Origin of the sequence: Microbispora sitophila (assembly GCF_014892245.1) — a bacterium.
Lineage (GTDB): Bacteria > Actinomycetota > Actinomycetes > Streptosporangiales > Streptosporangiaceae > Microbispora > Microbispora siamensis.
This window is the reverse complement of record NZ_JADBGC010000039.1, coordinates 42,930-68,592: the sequence shown is the minus strand read 5'-3', so window position 1 is coordinate 68,592 and position 25,663 is coordinate 42,930. Positions and strand designations below refer to the sequence as shown.

Annotated in this window: 23 protein-coding genes and 1 tRNA gene; 14 read left to right on the top strand and 10 right to left on the bottom strand. The window is 69.4% G+C overall.

Features of this window, described 5'->3' with window-relative positions:
* Positions 1-407: 407 nt before the first annotated feature.
* A complete protein-coding gene (locus IL992_RS42745) occupies positions 408-2,051 on the bottom strand; it encodes an OmpA family protein (RefSeq protein WP_193208994.1) in 1,644 nt (547 codons plus the stop codon).
* Positions 2,052-2,250: 199 nt separating this feature from the next.
* Positions 2,251-3,780, bottom strand: coding sequence for an alpha/beta hydrolase (locus tag IL992_RS42740; RefSeq protein ID WP_193208993.1), 1,530 nt, complete (start codon positions 3,778-3,780; stop codon positions 2,251-2,253).
* A 431-nt stretch (positions 3,781-4,211) separates the two neighbouring features.
* On the opposite strand from IL992_RS42740, the gene IL992_RS42735 reads away from it, so the two are divergent.
* A tRNA-Thr gene (locus IL992_RS42735) sits at positions 4,212-4,288 on the top strand.
* A gap of 88 nt (positions 4,289-4,376) precedes the next feature.
* Here IL992_RS42735 and IL992_RS42730 read toward each other — a convergent pair.
* A complete protein-coding gene (locus IL992_RS42730; protein WP_193208992.1) occupies positions 4,377-5,045 on the bottom strand; it encodes a TetR/AcrR family transcriptional regulator in 669 nt (222 codons plus the stop codon).
* Between the two features lie 77 nt (positions 5,046-5,122).
* On the opposite strand from IL992_RS42730, the gene IL992_RS42725 reads away from it, so the two are divergent.
* From IL992_RS42725 to IL992_RS42710, 4 genes are all read left to right on the top strand, one after another.
* Entirely contained in the window at positions 5,123-6,172 is a 1,050-nt protein-coding gene (locus IL992_RS42725) for a hypothetical protein (RefSeq protein WP_193208991.1), read from the top strand.
* A gap of 573 nt (positions 6,173-6,745) precedes the next feature.
* Positions 6,746-8,536, top strand: a complete 1,791-nt coding sequence (locus tag IL992_RS42720; protein WP_193208990.1) for a thiamine pyrophosphate-binding protein — start codon at positions 6,746-6,748, stop codon at positions 8,534-8,536.
* Positions 8,537-8,721: 185 nt separating this feature from the next.
* Positions 8,722-9,684, top strand: a complete 963-nt coding sequence (locus tag IL992_RS42715; RefSeq protein WP_193208989.1) for a hypothetical protein — start codon at positions 8,722-8,724, stop codon at positions 9,682-9,684.
* A 19-nt stretch (positions 9,685-9,703) separates the two neighbouring features.
* Positions 9,704-9,940, top strand: a complete 237-nt coding sequence (locus tag IL992_RS42710) for an HAD family hydrolase (RefSeq protein ID WP_264295200.1) — start codon at positions 9,704-9,706, stop codon at positions 9,938-9,940.
* Positions 9,941-10,390: 450 nt separating this feature from the next.
* Here the strand turns inward: IL992_RS42710 and IL992_RS42705 are convergent, their stop codons facing one another.
* The 3 genes from IL992_RS42705 to IL992_RS42695 all read right to left on the bottom strand — a co-directional run bounded on the left by IL992_RS42705 (position 10,391) and on the right by IL992_RS42695 (position 12,138).
* Positions 10,391-10,873 carry a hypothetical protein gene (locus IL992_RS42705; protein ID WP_193208987.1) on the bottom strand — a complete coding sequence of 161 codons (483 nt, stop codon included), beginning with the start codon at positions 10,871-10,873 and terminating at the stop codon, positions 10,391-10,393.
* 297 nt (positions 10,874-11,170) lie between these two features.
* Positions 11,171-11,626, bottom strand: coding sequence for an iron chaperone (locus IL992_RS42700; protein WP_193208986.1), 456 nt, complete (start codon positions 11,624-11,626; stop codon positions 11,171-11,173).
* A 56-nt stretch (positions 11,627-11,682) separates the two neighbouring features.
* Complete coding sequence (locus tag IL992_RS42695) at positions 11,683-12,138, bottom strand: carboxymuconolactone decarboxylase family protein (RefSeq protein WP_193208985.1); 456 nt, start codon at positions 12,136-12,138, stop codon at positions 11,683-11,685.
* A gap of 164 nt (positions 12,139-12,302) precedes the next feature.
* Between IL992_RS42695 and IL992_RS42690 the strand changes: the two genes are divergently transcribed.
* From IL992_RS42690 to IL992_RS42655, 8 genes are all read left to right on the top strand, one after another.
* Positions 12,303-14,549 (top strand): ATP-binding protein, encoded by a 2,247-nt coding sequence (locus tag IL992_RS42690; protein WP_319019189.1) that lies wholly within the window; start codon positions 12,303-12,305, stop codon positions 14,547-14,549.
* 131 nt (positions 14,550-14,680) lie between these two features.
* Positions 14,681-15,346, top strand: a complete 666-nt coding sequence (locus tag IL992_RS42685; protein ID WP_193208983.1) for a TOPRIM nucleotidyl transferase/hydrolase domain-containing protein — start codon at positions 14,681-14,683, stop codon at positions 15,344-15,346.
* 129 nt (positions 15,347-15,475) lie between these two features.
* Entirely contained in the window at positions 15,476-15,841 is a 366-nt protein-coding gene (locus tag IL992_RS42680) for a hypothetical protein (RefSeq protein ID WP_193208982.1), read from the top strand.
* Between the two features lie 4 nt (positions 15,842-15,845).
* Positions 15,846-15,995: a hypothetical protein gene (locus IL992_RS42675; RefSeq protein WP_193208981.1), complete on the top strand. Its 150-nt coding sequence runs from the start codon at positions 15,846-15,848 to the stop codon at positions 15,993-15,995.
* Positions 15,996-16,159: 164 nt separating this feature from the next.
* A complete protein-coding gene (locus IL992_RS42670) occupies positions 16,160-17,713 on the top strand; it encodes a DUF7507 domain-containing protein (RefSeq protein ID WP_226874810.1) in 1,554 nt (517 codons plus the stop codon).
* Between the two features lie 71 nt (positions 17,714-17,784).
* Entirely contained in the window at positions 17,785-18,168 is a 384-nt protein-coding gene (locus IL992_RS42665; protein WP_193208980.1) for a nuclear transport factor 2 family protein, read from the top strand.
* Positions 18,169-18,405: 237 nt separating this feature from the next.
* Positions 18,406-18,933, top strand: coding sequence for a sigma-70 family RNA polymerase sigma factor (locus IL992_RS42660; protein WP_193208979.1), 528 nt, complete (start codon positions 18,406-18,408; stop codon positions 18,931-18,933).
* A complete protein-coding gene (locus IL992_RS42655) occupies positions 18,930-19,574 on the top strand; it encodes a permease-like cell division protein FtsX (protein ID WP_193208978.1) in 645 nt (214 codons plus the stop codon). The genes IL992_RS42660 and IL992_RS42655 overlap by 4 nt, the downstream gene beginning before the upstream one ends.
* Positions 19,575-19,662: 88 nt before the next feature.
* Here the strand turns inward: IL992_RS42655 and IL992_RS42650 are convergent, their stop codons facing one another.
* The 3 genes from IL992_RS42650 to IL992_RS42640 all read right to left on the bottom strand — a co-directional run bounded on the left by IL992_RS42650 (position 19,663) and on the right by IL992_RS42640 (position 23,631).
* Entirely contained in the window at positions 19,663-20,718 is a 1,056-nt protein-coding gene (locus IL992_RS42650; protein ID WP_193208977.1) for a hypothetical protein, read from the bottom strand.
* 254 nt (positions 20,719-20,972) lie between these two features.
* The gene (locus IL992_RS42645; RefSeq protein WP_319019188.1) at positions 20,973-21,629 is read right to left on the bottom strand and encodes a class I SAM-dependent methyltransferase; all 657 of its coding nucleotides are present in this window, start codon (positions 21,627-21,629) and stop codon (positions 20,973-20,975) included.
* A gap of 355 nt (positions 21,630-21,984) precedes the next feature.
* Positions 21,985-23,631 carry a hypothetical protein gene (locus IL992_RS42640; protein WP_193208976.1) on the bottom strand — a complete coding sequence of 549 codons (1,647 nt, stop codon included), beginning with the start codon at positions 23,629-23,631 and terminating at the stop codon, positions 21,985-21,987.
* A gap of 172 nt (positions 23,632-23,803) precedes the next feature.
* On the opposite strand from IL992_RS42640, the gene IL992_RS47235 reads away from it, so the two are divergent.
* Complete coding sequence (locus IL992_RS47235) at positions 23,804-24,526, top strand: GNAT family N-acetyltransferase (protein WP_319019187.1); 723 nt, start codon at positions 23,804-23,806, stop codon at positions 24,524-24,526.
* Here IL992_RS47235 and IL992_RS42630 read toward each other — a convergent pair.
* A complete protein-coding gene (locus IL992_RS42630; RefSeq protein ID WP_193208974.1) occupies positions 24,513-25,637 on the bottom strand; it encodes an alpha/beta hydrolase family protein in 1,125 nt (374 codons plus the stop codon). The two genes, IL992_RS47235 and IL992_RS42630, sit on opposite strands and share 14 nt — an antisense overlap.
* Positions 25,638-25,663: the final 26 nt, after the last annotated feature.

Below are 25,663 nucleotides of genomic sequence, written 5' to 3'. Positions count from 1 at the left end.
CCCGGCCGTTGTAGACCAGCGGCGCCGGGTCGGCGGTGTAGATGGTCTGCACGATCGGGTTGTCCGCCCTGGCCGCACCGGCCGGGAGCAACGCCAGCACGCACAGCAGGCCCACAACCCAGGCGAGTCCACGCCTGGGCAGCGAAAACGGGGATCTCACATGCGCCTCCTGAGGTGGTGGTCGCTCACCCTCGGTCTGTGATTACGTTAATGTGAGCGCTAACAATCGCGGTGGCGACCGTGGTCATGTGGCGGAGCCAACCCCATGCGCGAGGGGCGGTCAAGGTGCCGGGCCTGCCCGAGACCGGCGGTCGCCGGGCGGATCACCTGTACTGAACTGGGCTCCGGAGGTCCATCGAAGGGGCCGTCGATCCTCGACGAGTGTGAAACTTTCAGCTTCTGGAGAGTTAACGTACGGGCACGTGGTCGATCCTGCCGAAGGGGCCGGCGTCGAAGGTCACGCTCGTGACGTCCGGCGGCGCCGGCGCGTAGAAGAAGCCGCGGTTGCCCGTGTCCGGCTTGACGTTGAACGTCGCCCAGCCCGGGTCCACGTAGTCGTCGGGGCCCCGCGGGTCGTCCGGTCCCATCCGTACGGCGCGATAGACGGTGCGCGAGGCGGGGTCGACGACCGAGAAGCCGGTGTACCAGCCGCCGATGTAGGCGATGTCGCCCCCGTATCCGGTCCCCGCGCCGAGGTCTCCCGGGCCGAGGTTGACGATGTCGAACACCGCGACGAGGTAGGCGCCGTCGCGGTAGAAGGGCTTCACGTCGATGCGGAGCCGCTGCCCGGACGGCTGCCTCGTGTAGGTCCGGCTGGCGACGGTCTCGCCGTCGTCCGCGTGGAACGGGGCCGGCCGTCCCCCGCCGGCGGTCGGCTCGCCGGCATGGGACTCGGCGGCTCCCGAGGCCGCTCCCGGGTCCGCTTCCGAGGCCGCTTTCAAGTCCGTGGTGCCGCCGGTCCTTTGCCTGATCCGGTAGGAGATCTCGACGCGCCGGTTCTTGGCGCGTGCCTCTTCGTCGTCCGCCCCGCCTTCGCGGGCGACGGGCTCGGTCTCGCCCTTGCCCGTCGCGCGGTACCGGTACGCCCCGCCGAGGCGCGCCTGCACCTCCTTGCGTACGGCCTCCGCGCGTCGCAGGGACAGGTCCATGTTGTACGCGTGCGAGCCCTTGCCGTCGGTGTGGCCCTCGATGAGGATGGGCGGCTTGCCCGGATCGGCCTTCTCCCGGGTCTCCTTCGCGACGTCGTCCAGCACCGCCCTGGCCCGCGCCGTGAGCCTGTCCGAGTCGAAGGCGAACAGCACGTCGGTGCGCAGGCCCACGGTCTCGTCGCCGCCGCTCGCGGTGGTCGTCTTCTCCGTGCCCTCGGTGATGCCGTACAGGTCCTGCACGCTGCTGGCGATCTGCCCGGCCGGTTCCCGCACCGGCCAGGACACCGTGGTGCCCGGCGCGGGCGTGCTGCCGGGGGCGGCGGCCGGTGACAGGGGGCCGCCGGAACCGGTCCCGTCCACCACGGGCACGCCGGTGAACTCGCCGGCCGTGCCCGCCGTGATCGCGGTGACCGTACGGACGTCCGCCGGGATCGGCGGGTAGTAGACGACGGTTTCGTAGCGCACGCCGGGCTGGTAGTAGCCGGGCTTGCTGCCCAGCGTCCCTACCTGGTCGGTCAGGGGATGGTAGACCTTGCCGCCGACCGGGTCGATGAGCGGGATGCGGTAGCTGCCGAAGTCGCCGGCCGCCGTCCCGAACGCGTTCCCGGTGTGGCGCGCCTCGTCCACCAGCGAGGTGACCGTGAAACGAAGGACCGACCTGCCGGCGAGCCGCTCCACCCCGCGCATCTCCACCCGCGCGTGCAGCGGGTCGGTGGGACCGAACCACCCCTCTTTGGCGAGGGACGCCTCCGCGGAGGTGGCGGACGGCCGGGGCCGTGCCGATGAGGCGCCTTCGGAGGAGACCGCCCAGGGTCCGCCGAACACCCCGCATCCGGACACCGTCAGGATCGCGGCCATGGTCACTGGAAGGGTCAGCTCGCCTGAGCGCCACCGGTAAGCCATGTGCCCGAATTGTAGGGATGCGGACAGGCGGCCCGCCCGAAAAGGAGTGTCGAGCCGGCCGCGCTGACCTCGCTCCGCCAGATGGACGGCGGTGCGAGCGCTTGGGCCACCTGCGAGTACCGCTGTCGGCTTCGACACGACCGTGACGATCACCGAGCTGCACCATGCGAGGCCCTGAGCGCTCGGTGGTTCGCGCCTTTCAGCCCGTCTTCGGGCAGACCGTGCCGTTCTTGGGAGCGCGCAGGGCGAGCAGGTAGTCGTCGACCGCGTTGTCCACACACGTCGAGCCGCTGCGGTACGCCGTGTGCCCGTCGCCGTCGTACCCGAGGAGCACGCCCGAGGTCAGTTCCGAGGCGAGCCCCTGAGCCCACTCGTACGGCGTGGCGGGGTCGCGCAGGGTACCGACGACGAGGATCGGCGGCGCGCCGGTGGCCTTGAGCGGCTTGTCGGTGCCGACGGGCTTCGCGGGCCAGTAGGCACAGGGCAGCGAACCCCACATCACGAACGGCCCGAAGTGCGGCGCCGCCTTGGCGGCCTCGCCCGCGGCCTTCCGGTACGCGTCGAGCGCCTTGGGGTACGGGTGGTCCACGCAGTTGACGGCCATGTTCGCCTCGGTCTGGTTCGAGTACGAGCCGTCGGACCGCCGGTCGACCAGCAGGTCGGCCATCTGGAGCAGGTCCGTCCCGTTGCCCTCGTTGATCGCCTTGCTCAGGGCCTCCCGCAGCCGGGGCCAGGCCGCGCGCTCGTACAGCGGGGTGGCGATGCCGATCACCGCCCACGCCTCGTTGACCACCCGGCCGTCGCCGAGGTTGTTCTTCAGCGGCTGCCGGTCGGCCTTCGCCAGCAGGTCGCTGACCTCCTTCATCGCGCCGTCCACCGTACGGCTCTTGAAGGGGCAGGAGCCGTTGAGGAAGCAGTCCTCGACGAAGGCCTTCAGCGCGACTTCGAAGCCCTTCGCCTGCACCTCGTTGGACTTCAGCGACGGCACGGCCGGGTCCACCGCGCCGTCGAGCACGAGTGCCCGCACGTGCTTGGGGAACAGGTCGGCGTACATCGCGCCCAGGAAGGTGCCGTACGACTTGCCGAGATAGGTGAGACCGGGGTCGCCGAGGACGCCGCGCAGGACGTCCATGTCCCTGGCCGCGTCGGCCGTGCCGACGTGGGGGAGCAGGCGGGCCGACTTGGCTCCGCAGCTGTCGGCGAACAGCTTGGACTCCTTGTCGAGCGCCGTGACCTCCGCCGGTGTGTCCGGGCTCGAATCCATCCCGATGTACGCGTCGAGCTGGGAGGCCGTCATGCACGTGACCGGGGTCGACTCGCCCACGCCGCGCGGGTCGAACCCCACGACGTCGAACTGGGCGCGCACCTTGTCGCTCACCACGGAGCGGGCCGCTCGCGCGTACTGGATGCCCGAACCTCCGGGCCCGCCGGGGTTGATGAGCAGGGAGCCGACGCGTTTGCCGGTGGCCGGCAGGCGGATCACGCTGAGCTTGATGCGCTCGCCGGAGGGCTTCGCGTAGTCGAGGGGCACTTCGATCTTGGCGCACTGGAAGCCGTCGCCGCACGCGCGCCACGTGGGCCGCTGCGCGTAGAACGGACGCAGCTCGGCTGTGGGCGCCTCGACCGCCGGCTGCGCCTTCGCGCCTGCGCTCGGCTGCTCGGAGGTGGCCGGGGCGTGGCTGGAACACGCCGTGAACGGCAGCAGCGCGGCCAGCGCCGCGACCGCCATTCGCCGGCTCGGAGGACCGCCGCCGTACCGCGTACGAGGCGGTGTGACCTTCGCTTTCTGTCCGGCCGATCGCATACCCGTCGTTTCCCCTGCCCTCGCCTGCGTGACGAGGACCAGCATGCCGCCTGCCGAGGGCGGGCGGCGACCTCCCGACAACGGCCGCGAAGGATGAGGTCAAATGTCTGGCGGGCCGGAGGCGCCGTCGGGCGGGACAGGGCGTTTTTCCTGTGACAGATGCGCCTGGGATGCCCTGTTTCTGCTGGTCATCGGGTAAAGGGAGATTCTGCAGGCGGCTGGGGAAGTTTTACCGATCTCCGTGGAACGGGACCGGGCTCCCGGGATCGCGCTCGGAGGGCCCCGACGCTCCCGGCGGCGACGGGTGCACGAGAGCCGTGATGACCCTGTAGACTGTGCGAAGCCGCTCGCGGCATGCCGCCTTAGCTCAGTCGGCCAGAGCACTTCACTCGTAATGAAGGGGTCAAGGGTTCGATTCCCTTAGGCGGCTCCACCGAAAGAGGCCCTCCCGGACCAACCGGGAGGGCCTCTTTCGTTCCTGATGGTCGTGACCTTGGCCGGCGTGGCCCAGGTCGCCGACCTCAACGGCCTGGCTCTCCCCGGCCTCCTCCCGGTTCCGCGCCACCGCTCTCGTCCGCCCCACCCGGGCGCCTGGCGGCACGGCATTCGACCGCGAGGCCGTCCAGGTGACACGCGATGATCGCAGACAGCGACTCGGCGGTGTGGAGATCCGGCCGCATGGCGGCGTGCACGGCGAGACCGTCCAGCAGCGCGTGCAGACGTCCGGCCTGATCCGGCACGTCGGCCGGGGCCAGGCCGGCGGCCGAGAGGTCGGTGATCATCGAGTGGCAGGCCGCCCGCAGCGCGTCATATCCCTCGTCACGGAGCGGGCGCAGCGCCCGGTCGTACGCGGCTCGCGTCGTGAAGGCCAGCCACACCTCGTTTTCGGCGCGTCGTTCGTCGTCGAGAGGGAGCAACTGGAGCAGCGTCCGTTCGACCCGCTCCCGGGGGTCGGGCTCGGGCGCCAGCCCGGCGACACGATCGTCGATGCGTTCGATGACGCTGCGGAAAGCGAACGCCATCAGCTCGGACTGGGTCGCGAAGTAATGACGCAGCGACCCCATCGACAGACCCGCTTCCCGCGCCACGTTCCGCACCGACGCGTTCTCCAGGCCGTCACGGCGCACCACACGCAGCACGGCGCCCGTGATCTCTCGCCGGCGTTCGGCGGGATCCACCACTCTCGGCATTGACCCTTTATAGCACAGCCGTGCTACTATCCGCTTTGTAGCACAGTCGTGCTATTTAACGAACGGAGGCGCCTGTGATGCGGATCGAGAGTACGAGACGCCGGTCCCGGCCGGGCGGTGGTCCGGCCGGGACGCTGCGCCGGCGCAGCGTCCGGCTCGCCGCCCTGGGGTGGCTGTCCGGCAATGTCCTGGTGCTCGCCCTGGCGGAGGATGCGCTCCCGTTCGACTGGCCCGCCGCCACGACACGCACGCCGGCCGAGCACCTCATCGAGACCAACCTGGCACTGGCCGAGGTGTTCCTGCTCACCGGGCTCACCTGGTGGCTCACCCGCAGGCGCGCGCTACCCGATCTCGCCGAGCGAGCGCCGGAGCGCTCGATCGCCGCCCGCGAGACGCTGTGCCTCGTGCTGTACGGCGCCGCCGGATTGGCGCTGGGCTTCGTCCTGGCCCGGCTCGCCGGATGGCATCCATTCGGCCTCCACCTCGCCGGTTCCATCTACGGGACGCATGACCATGTGACGCCCATGGAGTCCATCGCCTGGGCCTGCTACAACCTCATGGTCTACGCGGTGGTGCCGCTGGTCTTCTTCAGGCGGCGGTATCCGGCCGAGGCGCTCAACCTGCGCTCGAACGACCGCCGGGCGGACGCGATGCTGATCGGCGTGATCCTGCTGGTCGAGTCGCTCGTCCAGATCGCCGTACTGGATCCCGGAATCTTCGATCTCACGGGCCGGCAGCTGATGCTCGGGGTGCCACTCACCTTCGTGTTGTATCTCGCCGGCGCGGTGCTCCCCGCCATGATCTTCATTTACGCGATCCTGGTGCCGCGTTTCCTGCGCCTCACCGGATCGACGGCGACCACCGTGATCCTGGGAGGATTGACCTACACCGCGCTGCACATCTGGGACGCCTGGACCTTGTTCGACACGCCCGGCAACGCGGTCCTGTCCCTGCTGTTCCTCCTGTCGACCTACTTCGCGCCCGGGATGTTCAAGACGGTGCTGACCGTACGAACCGGCAACGCGTGGGTCCACGTCTGGGCCTACCACGCGCTCGCGCCGCACGTCCTGGCCGACACACCAAACATCACTCACGTCTTCGGACTGCCGGGGACCCCCGGCCGCTGAACATCGAGAGGGACCGCGCCCACCCCCGCCGCAGCACCACCGACGCCTCCACCGGCCGCTGTGCCGTAGCGTGGCCGCCAGCGGCGACGCGACCTGTTCCGGAGCGAACGCCGGCTTGCGAACCTCCTTCCACGCCCTGGAGATCGCCGAGTTGGTGTGGAGCCCGCCCTCGCTCGTGGCGTGCAGCAGGCCATTCTTGGTCACGCCGAACTTCTCGATGTGGTCCCGTAGGACCCTCGCCAGCGCGGGAGGGGATCGCTACCGGACGCGCATTCTTCTCCGCCCGGCGCTTCAGTCCGCATTGCGGTCTTCAGCGCCGTAAATGCCAGCCGGTCCCTACGTTTCCCCGGAACATGCATCATCCTGTTTCAGGCCGATCGGTCAATCGTGAGCATGAGCAGCACTTGGTAGTCAGGCGGTCCGGACGGTTCAGGCACAAGGTCCGGGAGCGGAAGTCTCGGGGTGAGAGTCACCCGAGACCGGAATGCGGGTGAGCACGTATTGCTCTCGACCTTTTCGGGTTTGGCGCTCAACCTGTTAGGAAGTGGCTCCAAGCCCAAGGAGGGGCGTCAGGTGGCTTCCATTGTCGACGGTGTTCACGCCGAATCACCTTTGTTCATCGACCATCTCATGGACACCCTGCGGCAGTTGAAGGTTGACACCGTGTTCGGACTTCCGGGGAGCGCGATCGGGCCGGTCCTTGACCGGATCTTGCGCGATTCGGAAATCGATCTGGTGGTGGCTCGGCACGAGTCGGGAGCAGTAGCGATGGCGGACGGCTACGCGAGGGCGACCGGCCGGCTGGGAGTGGCGCTGGTGACGGCCGGCCCCGGGGCGTTGAACGCTCTGCCGCACCTCGCCGTCGCTCAAGCCGACAACTCTGCCGTGCTCCTGATAAGCGGGGAAACCGCCCAGGGAGTTCATGGTCGCGGCGCATTCCAGGAGAGCACCGACGACGGCATCAGCACGGTCGAGGCGTTCCGGCCCTGCACCTCCTACAGCAGGGCGCTCTCCCATCCAGGTTCGGCCGCCACGTTGCTGAGCAACGCCGTCCGGCATGCCCTGTCGCTGCCTCGCGGCGCCGTACATCTGAGCATTCCTGTCGATCTCTACAACGTGCGCATCCCCGTGCCGGCCCGGCCCCGGCTCGCGACGGTCCAGTGGGCTCCCGCCCCACCCCCGACGATCGCCGAATGGACGTTGGACGCTCTCCTGTCGGCCTCACACCCGTTGATCCTGCTGGGCAACGGCGCGAGGGACGGCCTTACCCGGGGCACGTCTCTCGCCGAGGATCTCGCCGACCTCTCTTGCCGTCACGCACTCCCCATCGCCACCACCACCAAAGGCAAGGGAATCTTCCCCGAAAACCGGGCCGAATCGCTCGGTGTGGCGAGCATCGGTGGGTCGGCTCGCGCGCGTGCCTACCTCTCCGGCTCTCCGGACGTCGTCCTCGTGGTGGGAAGCAGCATGGGTGAGTGGGCCACATGCAACTGGGCGACGGCCCTGCAAGGCACCCACCGTCTCATCCAGGTGGATGTGGATCCACAGAAGATAGGACGTTCCTACCACGTCGACGACGCCGTGGTGTGCGACGCCGGCGCCTTCCTTCGCGCTCTGATCGAGGCAGAGCCGCTCCAAACAGGTCGCGATCTCGCAGCCCGCCGTCGCACGCATCTCGATGGCCTGCCACCGCTTCATCCTCGCCCCCCTGAGGGCCGCGACCAGACAACGCCCATCAAGCCCCAGACGGTGATGCACCATCTCCGCCTGTGGCTCGATTCCGAGACTCCGCGGCTCATGTTCCTGGACGTCGGCAACACCACGGGCTGGTTCAGCCAGCAGGTGGCCATCTCCGCTCCTCACCAGGCGCTGATGCCCTGGGGGATGGCGAGCATGGGCTGGGCCAACGCCGCCGTCATCGGCGCGAAGATCGCGCGTCCGGCGGCGACGTGTGTGGCACTGACAGGTGACGGCGGTTTCCTCATGAACGCCGTCGAGATAGCCACTGCCGCCCTGCGCCGCGTGGGTGCCATCTGGGTCGTGCTCCAAGACGACTGCTACAACATGGTCCGGCAAGGAATGCAGCACGCCTACCCCCGCAGTCCACAGGCTCAGGAGGAGTTCCGTCTCGGCGACTGCGATCTGTCCGCGCTCGCGGAGAGCCTGGGAGCGAGAGCCCATCCGGTACGGCACCCCGGCGACCTCGGCGCCGCCCTCGCCAACGCCGAGAAACTCGCGCGAGAACGACAGCAGCCGCAGGTGGTCTGCGTGCGCGTCGACCGCGATGAACGGGGCCCCTTCCGCGACAGGAACGATGCGGTCAGCCGTTCGTTTCAGGGCAATCGGCCGGCCTCCGAGACCTAGGCTGGTGATCTGTCTGCTGATCACCTGGCTCGACCCCCGGCTACCTCCACAACGGTCTCGGCAGGAAGGCGTGCGTCATCGGGTCGGAGACAAGGCCTTGACCGGACGCTGTCCGGAATGATCGCGCCGGCCGGCGAGCAACCGGCACTGAACCTCAAGGCGAACAGAACTGAGAGGACGACCGCATGGAAAGGAACACCTTCCCCGTCTCCGCGTATATCAGCGCGCCTTCCGGGGAAGTGCTGAGCTACCTGAAACAGCTCAAGAACCTCGACGAATGGACTCTCTTCAGTCGCATGAGGCGGGAGGTCGACCCGCATACGTGGATCGGAACCGCCTCCGCCTATCAGACCCCCCTGTATTATCACCTGAAGGAGATGCAGGGTCCCCCATTCGACGGGATCGAATGGCATTGCGGTATGCACGAGGGCCAGTACTACCAAGTTTATCCGGTGCACGTCATCCCTGCTGATTACGCCGAACCAGGGGCGTCGGGCGTTTACCTCCACTGGACAAGCTTTCTCGATCCCGCCCGGGCCACCCCCATGCTGTCCGCGGCGGTCGCCCCCATCCACTCATCGGAGATCAGGTCTCTGAAGTCGATCCTGGAACGGCGGGCCGGTCATCGGGTTCCCGCGATCGGCTCTCACCGACTTCGGACGGCATCCATTTACGTGGATGCGCCATTGGAGGCCGGTATGGCCTATTTGAGTGACCCACGGAACATTCCGGAATGGACTCATCGGCTTCGGCCGGCCGGCTCTCCCGAAGGGAGGACAGGCCACTATCTCACCGAGTACGACCAGCGGGTTCGTCTCACACTGACTCCCACCGCGCGTCCGTTCACTGGAGTGATCGAATACGACGCCGTTCACGAGTCGGGCGAGACGGAACGCGCTCCCTTCTTCCTGTACTCGTGCGCCTATGCCTTCTCCGTCCCCGATGCCAGTGGCTTCATACTGCTCCGGACGGCCTTCCAGCACTCGGTGACATCGAGGTTCGCGGGCAAGCAATCGATGGACGACTATCGAGCCGAGCTCGTGAACGCCAAACGGCTCATCGAGACCGCTGCGGGGAACTTCACGTCTTTCGCCCAAGGGCCCAGCTACTTCCCCGCCGACCGACATGACGTCCTCCAGAAGCCTTGACCGCGCCGACATTGAGGGCATGCGCAAGCCGAATCCCAGGCTGTTCGAGATCGCCGCGAAGCGATGCGGCATGAGTCTCGAAGCCGGAGGCTGGATGGTCGGCGACAACCTGATCGCCGACATCGCCGGCGGACGCGGAGCCGGACTCCGCACGATTTGGATCGACCGCGGGAAGTTGCCAGACCGTGAGCACGAAGCGGACCATGTTGTTGCTGACGTGCTCCAGGCGCTGGAGATCCTCAGCGCGAACGGCTGATCCTGCTAACGCAGGTGCTAACAACAAGCTTGGACGATCCTGGACGACCATGGACTGAGGAGCCCTGTAGAGCTTGCCTGACCAAGGTTGGAAGACGGGCGTGGACGGTCCTGGACGATCGTAGTCTAACTCGTAATGAAGAGGCCAAGGGTTCGATTCCCTTAGGCGGCTCCAGGTCAGAAGCCCTCTGGAGAGAGCCAGAGGGCTTCTGCGTGACCACGGCTTGTGGATCACATGCCGAAGATGCGGTCCATGGCCGTCGCGCCGCTACGACGGGCCTGACGTCGGGCGCGTCCAGCGGTGCCCCCATGCTCGACGCGAGCTCCAGGCCGTGTTCCTGCCAGCGCTCCCCGACGTCATCGCGCTCCCGCTCTTGGTGCTTCTGACGCTTCTTGAGCACATCCACGCAGCGTTGCGGCAGAGCCGGCGCGCGACGAGACTTCGATGACCCTACGTCCGATCGACGTACCACTTTCCGCAGACACTCGGCCTGCCGTCCCAGGGGCGGAAGCACGCCCGCGCCGCGAAGTGTTCCTGAGTGGTGGTGTTCCAGTTGACGACCTGTAGCGACGCCATGTCCTCGGTTGGACCACACTGCTTCCAGCCGCCCCGCGAGGTGACGTAGGAGTCGTCGCTGAAATAGGTGGGGACGTTGGAGGACATCGGATTGAGACTGCGGTCTACCCAGACGAGGTCGCCGAACTGATACCCGGAGGAGATATAGGTGAAGCTGTGATTGAAGGTATCGTCGTTCAGCAGGTTCACGCTCCTTCCGTAGGCCTGGAAGGACGCGCCCGAACCGATGATTTTGAACTGGCCTGTTATGAAGGAATCGCAGTCCGACTCGGTTGCCTTGGCGGAACCGGCAGGAACCGCGATCAGAGCAGTGATCATCGCTAAGGCCGCAAACGCCTGCGCCGGCTTCCCGCTCATGACACGATTGAATGCCCGCACAACCCACCCCTTCTTCCGGATACACATGGAATTGTGAGGGGCAACCGTCGGCCCGGCAAGGGTGAATTTTCTGCCTGACCGGATTTGGGTGGCAGGGATTTCCGGGCAGGAACAGTCACGTGTGCGGAAACTGGGGATAAGTCTCGGTATGCGACATTATCCCTCAAATCAGTCCCATCGGCCCGTCGCGGCTTCGCCCGTCCGGCCTTGGCCCTCTCAACCCGTTGCTACCGCTTCCTGCCGCACCCCGGCATCTCGCCGAGGAGCGCCCGGTCCTCAGCTCAGCGCCTGCCTCAGGAGCGCCCCGATCCTCGCCTCGACGTCGGCGGTGATCTCGGTCAGGGCGTACGAGGCCGGCCACATCGTGCCTTCGTCGAGGTTGGCCGCGTCGCTGAAGCCGAGTGTCGCGTAGCGGGCCTTGAACTTCGCCGCGGCCTGGAAGAAGCAGATCATCTTGCCGTCGCGGGCGTACGCGGGCATTCCGTACCACAGCTTCGGCGTGAGGGTGGGCGCGGTGGCCTTGATCAGGGCGTGCAACCGCTCGGCGATCACACGGTCGGATTCCGACATCTCGGCGATCTTCGCGAGCACCTCGCTCTCCGTGTCGGCCTTGGCGCCGCGCCGGACGCTCTTCAGCTCCTTGGCGCGCTCCTTCATCGCGTCGCGCTCTTCTTCGGTGAAACCGTCGTACTTCTGGCCCTTGGCGGTGGTGGTCTTCGTGGTGTTCGACATGACGACTTCCTCTCTCTGCGACGTGTGGTTTCGGGCGGTGCTGGTCGGGGGTGGTGTCACCGCGTGCCCGCCTGCTGGCGGGTCGGTACGTTGAGCCGGTTGAAGGCGTTGGCGATGGCGATGTTGAGCAGCAGTGCGGCCAGCTCCTTCTGGTCGAAGTGCGTGGCGGCCAGGTCCCACACCTGGTCCGGCACCGGGTCCGCCTGGTCGGCGAGCCGGGTCACGGCCTCGGTCAGGGCCAGCGCGGCGCGCTCCTCGTCGCTGAACCACGGCGTCTCCCGCCACGCGGCGACGGCGTGCACCTGGTCTGCGGTCACGCCGTGCCGCTGGGCCTGGTGGACGCCCCCGGCCACACACGGAGCACAGCCGTTGATCTGGCTGGCCCGCAGGTGGCTCAGCGCCAGCAGCTTGCCGTCCAGTCCGGCACCCGCGACGGCCCTGTTGACCGCCATCAGGGCCTCCATCGCCTGGGGGATCAAGGCCGCCGGGTTCGGCATGCGCTCGGTCGACATCGCTTCTCCTTCGTCGCGGGTGTTTCCGACAGGAGTTATCTGACCACCGGCGTGCCGGGGCCCGCCTGGTCCGTGGGACACCGTGGGACACGGAGAACCCGGTTGAGCAGCGCGAACGCATGGCCGATCCGTCCGCGCGGGCCGGGACGGGTACGGTGTTGCACGTGTCCAGCCCCCAGGAACGACTGGTGGCTCAGCTCGTCCGGATCAAGGAGCTGAGCGGGCTCAGCCTGCGCGCACTCGCCCGCCAGACGGATCTGAGCAGCTCGTCGTTGTCCAGGTATCTGACCGGCCAGCTCGTGCCGCCGTGGGAGGCCGTCGTGGCGCTGTGCCGGGCCGTGGGACGCGATCCCCGGCCGCTGCGCGCGCTGTGGGCCGAGGCGGCCGAAGCCGGCGCGGCGCCCGTCCGGCGCCGCAACGATCTGCCGGCCGACCTGTTCGACTTCACCGGCAGGGAAGCGGAGTCCGCGCTGGTCGAAGAGCTGCTGCGCGCCACTGGCGCGGCCGCGATCGACGGTATGGCCGGCGTGGGCAAGACCAGCCTGGCCGTGCACGTGGCCCATCGGCTCGTTTCTGCCTATCCGGACGGCGGGCTCTACCTCGACCTGCAGGGCTTCACCCCGGGCCAGGAGCCACTGGAGCCGCACGCCGCGCTGGGCCGGCTGCTGGGCGCGCTGGACGTCACGCATCCCCCGGCCGGCACCGCGGAACGCGCGGCGCTCTGGCGGTCGGAGCTGTCCCGCCGGCGGGTTCTCGTCGTGCTCGACAACGCGGTCGACGCGGAGCAGGTGCGCCCGCTGCTCCCCGGCGCGGGGAAGTCCGCGGTCCTGGTCACCAGCCGCCACCGGCTGGTCAGCCTGGACGCAGTGCCGCCGGTGTCCCTGGAGCCGCTGACCGACGGCGAGGCGGCGCACCTGTTCGGCCGGGCGGCCGGGCTCTCGCTCACCGAAGAGGAAGCGGTCAGCCAGGTGCTGCGGCAGTGCGGCGGACTCCCGCTGGCGCTACGGATGGCGGGTGCGCGGCTTCGCCACCGCCCGGGCTGGACGGTGGCGGTGCTGGCCGAGCGGCTGCGCGCCACCCCCAGCCGCTTCGACTCCGCCTTCGGCATGTCGCTGCAGCAGCTCGACGCGGTCCAGCGTCGTATGTTCCGGCTGCTGGGCGTGCTGCCGGGCGCCGACTTCGACGCGGCGGTGGCGGGCGCGCTCACCGACATGCCGTCCGACCGGGCCGGCGCCGCGCTGGAGGAACTGGTCGACGCCCACCTGGTGCAGGAGCCCTCGCCCGGGCGCTACCGGATGCACGATCTGATCCGGCAGTACGCGGCGGACATCGCCGCCGACGAGGAGCCACGGGCCGAAGCGGCTCTGCGCCGGGTTCTGACGCACTATCTGGCGCAGGCCGTCGCCCACGATCGGACCCTGCCCTCGCCGCACCGCAAGGAACCCTCGCCGGGGGATCCGGCGAAGGCCATGGCCTGGTTCGACCTCGAGTACGTCAACCTGGTCGCCTGCTTCGACGCCGCCGTACGGCTCGGCATGGACGAGGTGGTGGCCGAGCTGCCGCAGGCCATGCGGGTCTGGTTCTTCCGGCACCGCGGAACCGACGACCAGGCACGCATGCTCGACGCCGCCGCGGACGCCGCGGCACGTCTCGGCCGCGACCAGCAGCGGGCGTCGCTGCTCGCGGACCTCGGCTACGCCCGTGCCGCCGCCGGACGCCTCAACGAGGCGCTGTCCGCCTACGAACTGGCCGAGCAGTCAGGGGCGGACGACGACATCGCAGCCGCCCTGGCGCTGCGCATCGGCTTCGTGCGCCGGGATCTCGGCGACCTCGAAGCGGCACAGGCGCACTTCCGGCGGGCACGCCGGCTGTTCGAGAAGCTGGGACGCCCCATGGGGCAGTCCCAGGCGCTGGCCTTCGACGGGTGGGTGACACTGCACCTCGGGCGGCGTAGTGAAGCCGTCGAACTCGCCCGGGCGTCCGTCGCCCTGGCGGACGGGCCCGCACAGATCACCGGGCTGGTCACCCTCGGTCTCGCGCTGGCGCCGGACGACCCGGCGGAGTCGCTGCGAACGCTGCATGACGCGTTGAAGCTGTCCGAGCAGAACAATCTCCAGCACAACCAGGCGTGGTGCCACAACTATCTCGGTGTCGCGTTGCGGATCACGGGTTCACCCGAGGAGGCGCTCGAACACCACCGGCGGGCCTTCGAGCTGCTGGAACCGCTGGCCGAGGTGCAGTTGGAGATCGACTTCCTGCACGCCTACGCCGAGACGTGCCGCGCGGCGGGCCGCTGGGACGAGGCGGTGGCGCTGCTCGACCGGACCATCGAACTCGCGCGTGAGCTGGGCCGGCCGTACGACGAGAAGCGCGCCCGCGCGGCGCGGGAGGCCGTGCGCGCCGCCTGCTGAGCCGTCCCCGCCGTCCGTACGTCTCGTCCGATCGCCGGCCATGCCCTCGTTAATCGCTTGTCGGCCGCCTTGCGCGTCACCCATGATGCGGCCATGGCGCATGCTGCCGGCACAACCGATCGGGGATCACCATGGACGTCGCCAAACGCCGTGAGCTCGCCCGCAGGGCGCTCGACGGCTACGTGAGCGGTCCTGCCGCCCCGATCCGGGCGATGGAACGCGCCCTGGCGAAGGTCGGCGACGCGGTGACCGTGGTGCTCGTCGAGGGCCCCAGCGACCAGATCGCACTGGAGACCGCCGCGGTGGGCCGCGGCCGGGATCTCGAGGCGGAGCGGGTCGTGATCGTGCCGATCGGCGGGGCGCACGCGATCGGCCGCTTCCTGACGGGGTTGGGCCCGCCGGACACCCGGGTGCGTCTCACCGGTCTGTGCGACCTGCATGAGGAGGAGATATTCCGGCGCGCGATGGTCGCGAACAATGTCGGCTCACCCCGCACGCGTGTCGACATGGAGCGTCTCGGGTTCTACGTATGTGTGAAGGACCTGGAGGACGAGCTGATCCGCGCCGTGGGCACGCCAGGGGTCGAAGCGCTCTTCGACTCGCAAGGCGACCTCGGGTCGTTCCGCTCGTTGCAGAGCCAGCCCGTTTGGCGTGGCCGGGAGCCCGAAGCGCAGATGCGGCGGTTCCTGAGCAGTGGCTCGCGCCGCAAACTCCGCTACGCACGGCTGCTCGTCGAGGCGGCGGTCGGCAGGGACGTCCTGCCCCGGCCGCTCGACGCACTGCTCACCGCCGTTTGAGGCAGCAGCTCCATTGCCCCGTAGGACTCATTGAATGCGCTGCCTGCCGCCCCGGTTCATCACACTGGATTTTCACGTGCCTTCTCATGATCCGGCCGGGTAGGTTGAGGGGTCGCGGGAGGGATGATCATGTCGGGCGAGTTGACGACCTTATGGCGGCCGACCGGCCCGGAGGAGTTGGAACTGGTCAGGCGATCCGGGTGGCGGGCGTGGCCGCCGCGGTTGCCCGAGCAGCCGATCTTCTATCCGGTGCTGAACGAGGACTACGCGATACGAATCGCTCGCGACTGGAACGCGCCCCACTACGGGGTGGGCTACGTGACCCGCTTCCACGTGCCCGAAGAGTTCCTGGCCCGCTATCCGATCCGGCAGGTCGGCGGGGAGACGATTCTCGAACTGTGGGTTCCCGCCGAGGAACTGGACGAGTTCAACGCGCACATCTCCGGCGTCATCGAGGTGGTGCACGAGTTCCGGCCGGACCTGGACAGGACGTGAGCTCGTGCCCCTGATCTCCCGTAGCGACGGCTTCCTGCTCCTCGGCGAGCCGGAGCGGCCGTGGAACGTACGGGTGTACACGCGGGCCGATGACGGAGCGGATCCGCGGGAGCAGTTCTTGGTCCAGTTCTGGCCGCCGAGCGCCTCGACCTAGATCCAGATCTTCTTTGCGCAGGGTCGGGAGAGAACAAGATCCGGCCAACTGTTGGCACGACCGCACGTGTCATGCCCCGCCTCTCGTCCCCGTCGGGCGAATCTTCCCTGCGGTGCCAGCGCCGGTCATACGGCCTGGTGAAACGCCACGACGAGAGGACGTTCATGATGAGGCACATCCGCAGGATGTGTTACCCCGTCGCCGCCCTGGTGGCGGCGGCTGTCCCCCTGACGCTGTCCGGAGCGGTTCCCGCCGACGCCGCGCCCGCTCGTACCGAGGTCGCGGCCACAGCGGCGCAGCGGGCCGCGGCGCCGAACCCCGCGTCGTGTCCCGAGCAGGTGGCGCTGGTCAACGGCGGTTTCGAGAAGCCCGTCGTCGCCGGGACGTGGGCTTCGTTCCCCGACGCCTCACAGAACAACCCGAACGCGGTGCCGGGCTGGCGGACGACCGCCACCGACCACATGATCGAAGTCTGGAGCCCCCGGATGAACGTTCCGGCGGTGGAGGGCGCGCAGTTCGCGGAGCTGAACGCCAACCAGGTCTCAACTCTCTACCAGGACCGTCCGACCACTCCAGGCCAGAAGCTGTACTGGCGGCTGTCCCACCGCGGGCGTCTCGGCAGCGACCAGATGGCGCTGGACATCGGCGCCCCCTCGGGTCCCGCCCAGCAGGGGACCATGTCCGACGCCACCGATAAGTGGGGCACCTACCACGGCAGCTACACCGTGCCCGCCGGGCAGACGACCACCAGGTTCGCCTTCCGTTCCATTTCCGCTGCCGGAGGCAACGCGTCGGTCGGCAACTTCCTCGACGACGTCTTCTTCGGCACCCCGCCGTGCGTCGTGGTCACCAAGTCCGCGAGCCCGCAGGGGCCGGTGAACGTCGGCGCCGAGATCACCTACCGGCTGACCGCCGTCAACAAGGGCGGCGACGTCGCGCAGAACGTCCGGCTCACCGACAAGGTCCCGGCCGGGACCACCTACGTGCCCGGCTCGCTGCGCGTCGTGGGCGGCCCGGGCAGCGGCGCCATGACCGACCAGGCCGGCGACGACCAGGCCGAGTTCGACGCGGCCACCGGTGCGATCTCCTTCAGGCTGGGAGACGGCGCCACGGGTACGGCGGGGGGCCGGCTGGCCAACGACACCACCCTGCCGGACGGCACCACCGTGGAGTTCCGGGTCAAGGTCGGCAGGTCGGTCGCGGGCAAGCAGGTCGTCAACAGCGGCGCGGTCGCCTACGAGAACCGGCTCGGCCCCGAGCCCGAGCCGCTGACCTCCACCAGCGGTGACACCGTCACCGAGGTCAACCCGGCCGTCGACCTGAGCGTGGTCAAGTCCGCGGACAAGACCGAGGTCACCGTGGGCGAGACCGTCACCTACCGCGTCACGATCGCCAACGCCGGGCCCAACGACGCTACCGGCGTCGCCGTCAAGGACGCCCTGCCGGCCAACCTCGCCTTCCTGTCGTCCACGCACTCGACCGGCACGTACGCCGACGGAACGTGGACCGTGGGGACGCTGGCCAGTGGCGCGACGGCCACGCTGGTCGTCCGCGCGAAGGCCACCGCGGTCGGGGAGACGGTCAACACCGCCACCGTCGGAGGCAAGGAGCTCGACCTCGACCCGGCCAACGACAGCGACGCGGTCAAGGTCTGCGTCCAGCGCGAGCCGTTCTGCCCGTACTGCACGCCCGGGAGCAAGCAGGGCATCGAAAAGTGACCTGCTGAAACCGGGAGCCGCCGGGACTACCGTTGTGTCGCCGAAGACGCGCCACGACGGAGAGGACTCCCATGGCAGGCACTGTTCTGGACGAGCTGTACGAGGCCGAGCGGCGACTGCAGAAGGCGCAGCTCATCGGTGACGTGGAGGAGCTCGACCGGCTGCTCGACGAGCGGCTCGTCTTCACGGGACCGCCGGACGGCCGGCTGCACACTGAGGCCAAGCAGCTCGATCTCCACAACCACCGCTCACGTACGCAGGTGATGACGAAGGTAGCCGAGGAGGACCTCACCGTCGTCGTCTCGGGGACGACCGGAGTCACGTGCTTCCTCGGCACCCTCGAAGGCACCTTCGCGGGCGAGCCGTTCGCCGGCCGGCTGCGCTACACGCGTACGTGGGTGCACACCGACGAGTACGGCTGGCGCGTCCTGGCGGCGCACGCCAGTGAGGCGTGACGCGAGGTTTCGACGTCACGAGGCCCCTCCGGACCAGGCGAATTCCAGGGCTCGTCGCAACACATGATCAATTACTGGCTGCGAGCAGCATAGCGAGACGCTCGGCTGGGGTATCCCAGTCGAGCGTCTTTCGTGGTCTTCAGTTCAGTTCAGCGCCTACCGGGCCGGAAACGCGCGAGCGGCGAATCGCCGCAAAGACGCGAGCAGCGGATCGGCGGGGGTGCGCGTTCACACTGCATGGATCGTGAATCCCTACGGCTGACGGCGCTCGCGCCGCCCGCACCGCCTCCCGAGGCCGATCTGGCGGGGCTGTACCGCGAGCACCGGGTCGGCCTGGTGCGGCTCGCGGTGCTGCTCGTCGGCGACCTGGAGACGGCGGAGGACGTGGTGCAGGACGTCTTCGCCCGGTTGCACGGCCGGCGGCGGCCCCCGGATCTGACGCTCGCCTATCTGCGGACCTGTGTGCTCAACGGGTCGCGGTCGGTGCTGCGCCGCCGTGCGGTCATGCTGCGCCGCACGCAGCGGGTCACCGACCTCGCCGACTCGGCGGAGACCGCCGTCCTCATCGGCGAGTCCCGCAGGCAGGTGCTGCTGGCGCTGGCCCGGCTGCCCCGGCGCCAGCGGGAGGCGCTGGTGCTGCGTTACTACCTCGACCTGGCGGACTCCGAGATCGCCCTGGTCATGGGGGTGGGGCAGAGCACCGTCAGATCCACGACCGCAAGGGCCCTGGCCCGACTCCTCCGCGAACTGGGAGAGGACGAATGAGCACCATCGAGGATCGGCTCCGTGACGCCATGGCGGCCCGCGCGCGTACGGTGCCGGACGACGGCCTCGACCACGCGCTGCCCGCGCCACGCACCACCCGGCCGCGCGGCCTCGCGATCGCCGCGGCGGCCCTCGCGGTGGCCGGCACGATCGTGGGCATGGCACGGCTCGCGGAGCCGTCTCCAGACCCTCGGGAGGCCGGCCTCGCCGTGACGTCGCTGAGCGGCGGCGCAACCTCGTCCAATGGGGTCGACATCTCGGTCTACCTCTGTACGGATCACTCCCCCTTCCCGCGCTGCAGGGGCGGCGCGACCACCGACTGGGAGAAGGGGAACATGGAGCGAGCTCTCCGGGCCCGCCGCGACGTGCAGATCGTGACGTTCGAGGACCGGCGGACGGCGTTCGAGAACTTCCGCAGAAGCGAGACGAACCCCAGGCTGCTGGAGGTGACCAAGGCCGAGGACATGCCGGAGTCCTTCCGCCTGAAACTCGCCCCCGGCGCCGACCACCTGGCCGTGGCCAGGGCGGCGAGCGACCTGCCCGGGGTGTCCAACGTCGTCGACGAGGGGTGCCTGAGGGACAACCTGACCCGGCCGGCGGAGGAGCATAGACAATGCAGCTTCCGGAACAGGGGACGTTGAGCGCGTACGGACGACGAGAGAGGCACGGGCGGGAACGCCCGTGCCTCTCATGGCCCTACTACTGGATGTCAGGACCTCGCTTCCCGGCTCACTGGCCGCAGCCCTCGCTGGACGAGCGCATCATGGGCCGGCTGTAGCTGGTGATCTGCCGTGACTCGGTGACGTACCGCGTCTCGGTGACCGGACGCCGGTAGGTCATCATGCGCGTGTAGCTGACCGGACGGCTCTCGGTGACGAAGCGCGTGGACTTCACCTCGTGAGTCTCCGGCACCATCCGGGTGTAGCTGACCGGACGGCTTTCCGTGACGAAGCGCGTCTCCGTGACCGGGCGCCGGAAGGTGACCCGCTCGGTCACCGGACGGCTCTCGGTGACGAACCGCGTCTCGGTGATGGGCCGCCGGTAGGTCACCTGGCGGGTGACCGGCCGGGTCTCGGTGACGTAGCGCACCACCGGGCGCTGATAGGTGACGTACCTGGTCACCGGACGCGACTCGGTGACGTACCGGGTCTGGGTGATGGGCCGCTGGTAGGTCACCAGGCGGGTGACCGGCCGGCTCTCGGTGACCATGCGCGTGTAGGTCACGGGGCGCTGGAAGGACACCTGACGCGTTTCGGTGACCGGACGCATCCGGGTGACCATCCGCCTCTCGGTAACCGGGCGCCGGAAGGTGACCTGCCCGGTGAACGTGACCGGACTGCTCTCGGTCACCATGCGCGTCTGCGTGACCGGGCGCCGGTAGGTGATCGTCCGCGTGTAGCTGATCGGACGGCTGTACGACGCCCGCTCGCGCAGCGACGACTCGCGCAGCGACGAGCGCAGTGATGACGAGCGCAGCGAGGCCCGCGAGTGGTGGTAGGCGATGTTGCTCCCGGACTGGCCGCTTGACTCCTCGCTCGATGAACCTTCCTGGGCGCTCTCCCGCCCGTACCCGCTCTCCTCCTCGTACGCGCGTCCGCTCTGCTGACTCGCCTCCTGCGACTGTTCGCCGAGGCTGCTGCCCGGCTCCTCGGCCCGCGGCGCGCTGAGCGCGGCGGCGAGGCCGGACGGGTGGGCGGCGGTGGAGGCCGATGCGATGGCCGGCCAGAGCGTGATGGCGGACAGGACTGCCGGACCCAGCAGTAATGAGAATCGAGTGCCGTGCATAGAGATACTCCTCTCCGATCAGCGATCGGGTGTATCTCAATCGTTGGCACACGCCGCCCGAGCCCGTCCAGGCGATTTGACCCCTCCCGGGCCGTTCGCTGTGGCATTTCATGTATGCCGATGGGCGTGGCTGTCGATGACGCCGTCAATGACCGGGCTCCGTTTTGCCCCCGCATTCCGCGGACAATGCGCTTCGACTAATTGCCGAGACGTTTACGGATTCGGCATTGCGCGTTTTCCGCAGAATACGCAGCTCAGTGGTGGGCGATGACGGCGTACCGCTCGTCGTGAATGGGCTTGCCCCACAGCACGGGGTCGGTCAGCGGCTCCACCCGCATGTCCGCGGCGTACGGCCGCAGCACCTCGACGAGGGGCCCGGCGCTCACCCCGCCGAGCCAGGGCAGGGAGCCCGCGCCCGGCACGTACGGCGGGCCGTCCCCGGAGGCCTGCCAGTTGCCCTCGATGAGGATCAGTCGGCCGTGCGGGCGCAGCAGACTCATCCAGGTGCGCAACGCGCGTTCCGGCGCGGGCAGGGTCCACAGCAGGTGCCGGGCCAGGACGACGTCGAAGGAGGTTCCGGCGGCGGCCGGCGGGTCGCTCGCGTCGCCGGTGAGGACGGGCGCGGCGAAGCCCGCCGCGGCGAGCTTGCGCTGGGCCGCCTCGGCCATCCTGGGGGACAGATCCACGCCCACCGGCCGGTGTCCCTGCTCGGCCAGCAGCAGCGTCAGCGAACCGGTGCCGCAACCCAGGTCGAGGACGTCGGTGGGAGGCCGCGGCATCCAGGACCGTAGCCGTCCCGCCCAGGCCGCGCGCACCCGGAGGTCGCGAAGCCCGTGGTCGGCTTCGTCGTCGAAGGTGTCTGCCTCCGCGTCCCAGTAGGAGGCGATCGACTGGGGATCCAGATCAGGCACGGACGCATCTTGTCACCCGTCACCGACAAAAGTGGACGCAAAGGGTAAGACAGGTGATATCCGCAGGGTCAGCCGGCCTGGGGGGTGAACGGTTCACTCCAGGACAGACGCCAGGACCCCGGCAGGAGGATCTCCTGCCGGGGTCCCGCACGTGTGGTGCCGGTGCCGGGTCGCCTCTCGGCGAAAGGCACAACGCGGCTCCAGCCGAACGGTAGTCCGCGAAGGCAAATTAGGTGAGGCCCGGGGACACCTGCACACCGGCCACGCTTCATCCAACCACGTGTCCGCACTCGTTGTTCCCGGGCCACGCCATCTTTTTCCGAGCCGATCTCCGGCGCCCGCCGCTCAACACTCCTCAGTCCCGGAGGAAGACGGTCTTTCCGGACGTGCCGGGGAAGACGAGGACCAGGTGCTCCTCGACCGGGCCATCGGACTCGTACGTCATCGCCTCCTCCTGTTTCCGCAGGTAGATGCGGACGCGGTAGCGGCCGGGCCCGGCGGAGGCGAGGTTCGGCAGTGGGGTGCTGTCCTCTCCGAGGAGTTCGAGCGTGCCGGCCGGGCTGTCGACGCCGGTCTCGACGACCGTGTCCCAGCCCGGCAGCCGCACGCGGGGAGCCTGGCGCAGCGCCTTGACTGTCAGGCAGATCGGGTAGTTGTCCACGGCGGTGCCCACCGAGACGGCGGTCGTGGTCAGCCAGTCGATGACGTCGTCGAACGCGCGGGCCAGACTGCGCGGCCGCTCCTCGCCGGACCGGCCCGTGCCGCCGTCGACCAGATAGCCGCCGCCCTCACCCACGTGAAGGGCGGTGGTCGCTTGCCGCACCGCCCGCAGGCGGCGGGCAGGGTCCGCGCAACGGGCGGTCATCCGCGTCTGATACTCGTCCTCCTTCCGCTGCGCCTCGGCCTCCGACAGCACGAGGTCGGGCCACTTCCGGGCGACCGCGTCCGGACACAGGAACACCAGCGCCTCCGCGAGCTGGTAGCTCCAGTCGTACGCCCCGGCCTGGTCGAGCAGGGTGCGGACGCGCGGCTCGGTGGAGGGCCGCCCGGCGACGCCGCACAACGCCCGGCCGAAGGACAGCAGCTCCCGATCGGGCAGCCCCACGAGCCGCGGGGCGTACCCCGCGACGTCCCGCGCCATGCAGAGGAAGGCGAGTTCGCGGTCGCGGGGCGCGGTGTCGCCGTACGACTGGTGGATCACAGTCCACGGGTCGCAATCGGGCTCCGCGGCGAACCCGCCCTCGTGTCCGCTCTCGTCTCCGGCTTCGTCGAGGTCATCGCCGAGGCTCAGGGCCGTGCCCTCGTTCTCTCCGGCCTCCTCCGCGGCCTTCTCGGCCGCGATGGCGAGCAGCCGCTCCGTCTCGAGATCCCTGCCGGACCCGGCGGCCGGGGAGTCCGTCGGCGGGAGGTCGGCGTACAGGCGCATGACCACGTCGAGGCCGGTGTAGCGGTCGTCGGCTCCCCGGTCCGCCACGGGCACGGTCAGCAGGAGGCAGCACACCGCGAGTCCCCCGGCCGTACGGCGCAGCCGGACGCGGGGGCGGGACCAGGCGGGCCGGACGGCCGACAGGATCAGGGCGGCGGCGACCACGTCGCAGGCGCTCACGCCCAGGTTCCACACGGCCATCGGCTCCCACTGCCTCCAGCACCCGGAGCCGGCCGTGAACAGGTCGTACGCGACGAGCGCCGGGTTCACGAGCGCCAGGAGCAGCCCTTGGCAGGCGACGACGCGGCCCGTCACCCGGCTCGGGAGCCCGCTGCGCGTCACCAGCCAGAGCGCGAAGGCGAGAGGGACGGCGACGACGTGCGACCAGAGCAGGTACGCCATGACCGGAGCGGAGAACAACGTCGTCTGGAATTCGAAGGCGGGACAGGACGGGACGTCGACGAACGTCGTGAATCCGAAGGACAGCTCCCCGTACGTAAACGCCCACGGCATCAGGGGCAGCAGCGTCATCACGGTCGCGGTCACCCACAGCCAGAAACCTCGTGATCGCCACATGACGCCACTCCCGGTCCGCCCGACAAAACCAGAGGCACCTTATCCACAGGAAGATCGAAATGTATGGATGAATGGAAAAAGGGCCGTGGCCGCCGTTTTCTCCGGAGGATCCCGCGTGCGCGGGGCGAAAAACGTGTTGCCCGGCGTTGCGGGCTGCGGAAGCCTCCCTTCTGTGGAGCGAGTGATTCTGGCCGGGGCGGACGGCGCCCCTGCCTTCAGTTATGTCGAGGACCAGCGGTATGGGCTGCCGTGCGCCGACCTGGTCGAGGTCCTGGGCCCGGGCGCGGTCGATGCGATCATGGCGAAGCTGCCGGGCTGGGCGGTGGCGGGGCCGGTGGACCTGGGCGAGGCGCTCGTCGCGCGCGGCGCCCGCGTGCGGCGGCACGCCCACGAGATGACCTGTGAGCTGCGTACGGCGCCTCCCGCCGAGGCCGGGGCGCCCGAGGACTTCCGGTTCGTGCCCTGCGACCGGTCTCCGGAGGAGGTGTTCGCGGCGTGGCGGGCGGCCTATCCGCCGGGTCACCCCGACCACCGGAACGTGGACGACGCCACCGCGCTGCGCGACCTCCTCACCCCGCTGCTGAAGGGACAGGTGACCGGGGAGATCCTGCCCTGCAGCCGGCTCGCCGTGGACCGGGACGACGTGGTGGCCGGCGGCGTGGTGGTCACCCTCTTCCACGGCCGGCCCTGGGCGGTCGAGGTCTTCCGCCACCCCGCCCGCACGCCCTCCGGCCTCGGCACGCGCATGCTGGCGGCCGTACGGGACAGGGCCGCGGCCGACGGATGGGAGCGGCTGGGCCTGGTCGTGTCCGAGGGCAACCCGGCCAGACGCGTGTACGAACGGCTCGGCTTCACCCTGGTCGGCAGCTCGATGACCGTCGTCATCCCGAGCTGATCGACGAGACGAACTCCTTCAACTCCCGCTCGTAACGCCCGGGGTCGGCGTTCCAGGAGCCCGTGTGCCCGCCTCCGTTCGTCCGTACGAGCCTGACGATGTCGGGGCGGGCCTCGGCGAACCGCAGCGCCGGGGGGGTCGGCACGGTCGCGTCGTCGTCGTCCACGAAGACCAGCGTGGGGATCCTGAACTCGCGGGCGTGCCGCAGGTGGTCGAGGTCGTCGAACGACACGCCGGTGCGCCGTTCGATGACCCATTCGCCCACCGACACGAGGAAGCCGGGCACGCCCATCTGCTCGGCCCCGAGGGCGATCGGCGCCCGCCAGTCGATGACCGGGCTGTCCAGGATCATGGCCTTGATCGGCTCGCCGGGCAGGTTGCGCACGGCCATCGGCACGATGCCCCCGCCCATCGACCAGCCGTACAGCACGATCCCGGTCGCGCCCTGGCTCTTGGCGTACGCGATGGCGGACGCCACGTCCTGCCACTCGGTGGCGCCGAGGTGGAACTTGCCGTCCGGGCTCGCCGGGGCGTCCTCGTCGTTGCGGTAGGTGATGCCCAGCACCGGCATCCCCAGGCTGTGGAAAACCGGCAGCACGCGCAGGGCCTCCGCCGGGCCGCCGTTGCGGCCGTGTACGGCGATCACCCAGGTCGTCGAGGTGCCCTCGGTCCGCCAGCCGGGGAAGGCGCCGAGCGGCGAGGGGATCTTCACGTCCGTGTACGGCACGCCGGCGGCGGCCGGGGTCGCGTGGCCCCACAGCCAGCGGTCGAGGTAGGCGTGCACCCCGGGCCGCAGCTCGCCGTGGACGATCTCGGTGACCTTCCTGGTCACCGTGCCGGCCCCGGTCGCGATCACCTGGCCCAGCAGTGCGTTGCCGTCCGCCCAGGTCAGGCCGTACGTGCCGGGGGCGTCCGTGTCGGCGCCGCCCTTGATCGTGACCTGGTCGCCGCCGACGGCCGTCACCTCCAGGGGATAGCCGGAGGTGTGGACGGGGTCGATGACCAGGCCGGAGTAGTACCAGCCCGCGCCGCCGACGGCGGCCACCGCGAGCACCACGACGACGGCGAGCGTCCACAGCAGGCGGCGCCGCCAACGTCTTGTCCCGCGCATGGCCCAGAATCTACTGGGCCTTTTTC